Origin of the sequence: Nonomuraea longispora (assembly GCF_004348345.1) — a bacterium.
Lineage (GTDB): Bacteria > Actinomycetota > Actinomycetes > Streptosporangiales > Streptosporangiaceae > Nonomuraea > Nonomuraea longispora.
In genome coordinates, this window is sequence record NZ_SMJZ01000357.1 from 1 (window position 1) to 4,110 (window position 4,110).

1 protein-coding gene is annotated in these 4,110 nt (G+C 67.5%); it reads right to left on the reverse strand.

Features of this window, described 5'->3' with window-relative positions; genetic code table 11:
* Window positions 1–77: 77 nt before the first annotated feature.
* Window positions 78–3,953 carry a DNA-directed RNA polymerase subunit beta' gene (locus tag E1267_RS42800; RefSeq protein ID WP_132341906.1) on the reverse strand — a complete coding sequence of 1,292 codons (3,876 nt, stop codon included), beginning with the start codon at window positions 3,951–3,953 and terminating at the stop codon, window positions 78–80.
* Window positions 3,954–4,110 lie beyond the last annotated feature (157 nt).

Here is a 4,110-nt window from a genome sequence, read left to right on the forward strand (position 1 = left end):
GGCGGGGTGGGAGTGCGAAGCGCCCGGGTCTCCTGATCGGGAGACCCGGGCGCGTTCACGTGCCGTTGGCTAAGCAATCACCGGTTGTACTGGCCGAAGTCGTACTCCTCCAGCGGGACGGCCTCGCCGCTGCCGGTGCCGAACGTGTAGTCGGCCGCCGAGCCGTCGTAACCGCCGACGGTGTACATGGCCGCCTTGGCCTCCTCGGTCGGCTCGACCCGGATGTTGCGGTATTGCGGCATGCCCGTTCCGGCCGGGATGAGCTTACCGATGATGACGTTCTCCTTCAGGCCCAGGAGCGAGTCGGACTTGGCGTGGATGGCCGCGTCCGTCAGGACCCTGGTGGTCTCCTGGAAGGAGGCCGCCGACAGCCACGACTCGGTGGCGAGCGACGCCTTCGTGATGCCCATGAGCACCGGGCGGCCGGCGGCCGGGGAGCCGCTCTCCGCCACCGTCTCGCGGTTCATCTGCTCGAAGCGCGGACGCTCGACGAGCTCGCCGGGCAGCAGGTCGGTGTCACCGGACTCCAGCACGTTCACGCGCTTGAGCATCTGCCGGACGATGATCTCGATGTGCTTGTCGTGGATGGACACACCCTGCGAGCGGTAGACCTGCTGGACCTCCGCCACCAGGTGCAGCTGCACGGCCCGCGGGCCGAGGATGCGCAGCACCTCGTTGGGGTTGACCGCACCGGCGACCAGCTGCTGGCCGACCGTGACGCGCTGGCCGTCCTGCACGAGCAGGCGCGACCGCATCGACACCGGGTAGGCGATCTCCTCCGAGCCGTCGTCGGGGGTGATCACGACCTTCCTGGTCTTGTCGGTCTCGTCGATGCGAGCCCGGCCCTCGGCCTCGGAGATCGGGGCGACACCCTTGGGGATGCGCGCCTCGAACAGCTCCGTGACACGGGGAAGACCGTGGGTGATGTCGGCGCCGGCCACACCACCGGTGTGGAACGTCCGCATCGTGAGCTGCGTGCCCGGCTCACCGATCGACTGGGCGGCGATGATGCCGACCGCCTCGCCGACGTCCACGAGCTTGCCGGTGGCCAGCGAACGGCCGTAGCACGTCGCGCAGACACCGATCTTGGCCTCGCAGACCAGCGCGCTGCGGGTGCGGACCGACTCGACGCCCGCCTCGACCAGAGCCGTGACGTGGTTGTCGTTGATGTCGACACCCGCGGGCACGATGACCTTGCCGTCGACCTCGACGTCCTCGGCCAGGATGCGGCCGTGCACGTTGGACTCGGCGTTCTCGGCCTTGACGAGGTTGCCGGCCGCGTCGCGCTCGCCGACGTGCAGCGGGACGGCGCGGTCGGTGCCGCAGTCGATCTCGCGCACGATGACGTCCTGCGCGACGTCCACCAGACGACGGGTCAGGTAGCCCGAGTCGGCGGTACGCAGGGCGGTGTCGGCGAGACCCTTCCGCTGGCCGTGGGTGGAGATGAAGTATTCCAGCACCGACAGGCCCTCGCGGAACGAGGCCTTGATCGGCCGCGGGATCGTCTCACCCTTGGTGTTGGACACCAGGCCGCGGATGCCGGCGATCTGCCGGACCTGCATCTTGTTACCGCGGGCGCCGGAGTTGACCATCATCCAGACCGGGTTGGTCGCCGGGAAGGCGCTGACCATGTCGGTCTCGACGTCGGCCGTCGCGTGCGTCCAGATCTCGATGAGCTCCTGACGGCGCTCCTCGTCGGTGATCAGACCGCGTTCGTACTCGCGCTGGACCTTGTCGGCCCGGCGCTCGTAGCTCTCCATGATGTCGGTCTTGTTGGGCGGCGCGACGACGTCCTCGATCGAGATCGTGACGCCGGAGCGGGTCGCCCAGCGGAAGCCGGCGTCCTTGAGCGCGTCGAGCGCGTTGGCGACCTCGATCTTGGGGTAGGTCTCCGCCAGCTCGTTCACGATCGTGGACAGCTGCTTCTTGCCGACCTGGAAGTCGACGAACGGATAGCTGTCGGGCAGCGTCTGGTTGAACAGGCACCGCCCGAACGTCGTCTCCAGCCGGATCGGGTCGCCCTGCTCCCAGCCTTCCGGCGCGACCCAGTCACGCGGCGGCAGGACGTCCTTCAGCCGGATCTGGATCTTCGCCTGAATCTCCAGCTCGCGGCGGTCGAAGGCCATCTGCGCCTCGGCGATCGAGCCGAACACGCGGCCCTCGCCCAGCGCGCCGTCCTTCTGGGTGGTCAGCCAGTAGAGGCCGATGACCATGTCCTGGGTGGGCATCGTCACGGGCTTGCCGTCCGCCGGCTTGAGGATGTTGTTGGTCGAGAGCATCAGAATGCGTGCCTCGGCCTGGGCCTCAGCCGACAGCGGCAGGTGCACGGCCATCTGGTCGCCGTCGAAGTCCGCGTTGAACGCGGTGCAGACGAGCGGGTGGATCTGGATGGCCTTGCCCTCGACCAGCTGCGGCTCGAACGCCTGGATGCCCAGGCGGTGGAGCGTCGGAGCACGGTTGAGCAGCACGGGGTGCTCGGTGATGACCTCTTCGAGGACGTCCCACACCACGGGGCGTGCCCGCTCGACCATCCGCTTGGCCGACTTGATGTTCTGGGCGTGGTTGAGGTCGACCAGCCGCTTCATCACGAACGGCTTGAACAGCTCCAGCGCCATCTGCTTGGGCAGACCGCACTGGTGCAGCTTGAGCTGCGGGCCGACGACGATGACCGAACGGCCGGAGTAGTCGACGCGCTTGCCCAGCAGGTTCTGGCGGAAGCGGCCCTGCTTACCCTTGAGCATGTCGCTCAGGGACTTCAGCGGACGGTTGCCGGGGCCGGTGACCGGGCGACCGCGACGGCCGTTGTCGAACAGCGCGTCGACGGCCTCCTGCAGCATCCGCTTCTCGTTGTTCACGATGATCTCGGGCGCGCCGAGGTCGAGCAGACGCTTGAGCCGGTTGTTGCGGTTGATGACCCGGCGGTAGAGGTCGTTGAGGTCGGAGGTCGCGAACCGGCCACCGTCGAGCTGCACCATCGGGCGCAGGTCCGGCGGGATGACCGGGATGCAGTCGAGCACCATGCCGCGCGGTGAGTTGGTCGTGTTGAGGAACGCCGACACGACCTTGAGCCGCTTGAGCGCGCGGGCCTTCTTCTGGCCCTTGCCGCTGCGGATGGTCTCGCGAAGGTTCTCGGCCTCGGCGTCGAGGTCGAAGCTGACCAGGCGCTCCTGGATCGCCTGCGCGCCCATGCCGCCCTTGAAGTAGCGGCCGAAACGGTCGCGCATCTCGCGGTAGAGCAGCTCGTCGCCCTCGAGGTCCTGGACCTTGAGGTTCTTGAAGCGGCTCCAGACCTCGTCGAGCCGGTCGATCTCGCGCTGGGCGCGGTCGCGCAGCTGACGCATCTCGCGCTCGGCGCCCTCACGGACCTTGCGGCGCTGGTCGCCCTTGGCGCCGGCGGCCTCGAGCTCGGCCAGGTCGCTTTCGAGCTTCTTCTGCCTGGTCTCGACGTCGGAGTCGCGGCGCTGCTCGATGTGCTGCCGCTCGACGGAGATCTTCGCCTCCAGCGAGGGCAGGTCACGCTCACGCATCTCGGTGTCGACATGCGTGATCATGTAGGCCGCGAAGTAGATGACCTTCTCCAGGTCCTTCGGGGCCAGGTCGAGCAGGTAGCCGAGGCGCGAGGGAACACCCTTGAAGTACCAGATGTGCGTGACGGGCGCGGCCAGCTCGATGTGGCCCATCCGCTCACGACGCACCTTGGCGCGCGTCACCTCGACGCCGCAGCGCTCACAGATGATGCCCTTGAACCGGACACGCTTGTACTTGCCGCAGTAGCACTCCCAGTCGCGGGTCGGGCCGAAGATCTTCTCGCAGAAGAGCCCGTCCTTTTCCGGCTTGAGCGTGCGGTAGTTGATGGTCTCCGGCTTCTTGACCTCGCCGTGCGACCACTGACGAATGTCGTCGGCCGTCGCCAGCCCGATCCGAAGCTCGTCGAAGAAGTTGACGTCTAGCATTTTGTGCGATCTCCCCCTCAGACTTCTTCCACGCTGCTCGGCTCACGCCGGGACAGGTCGATACCGAGCTCCTCCGCGGCGCGGAAGACGTCCTCGTCGGTGTCACGCATCTCGATGGACATGCCGTCGCTGGAGAGCACCTCGACGTTGAGGCACA

Coding starts and splice junctions, on each gene's coding strand:
- E1267_RS42800 (WP_132341906.1), bottom strand. CDS start 3,953: ATGCTAGACGTCAACTTCTTCGACGAGCTTCGGATCGGGCTGGCGACG.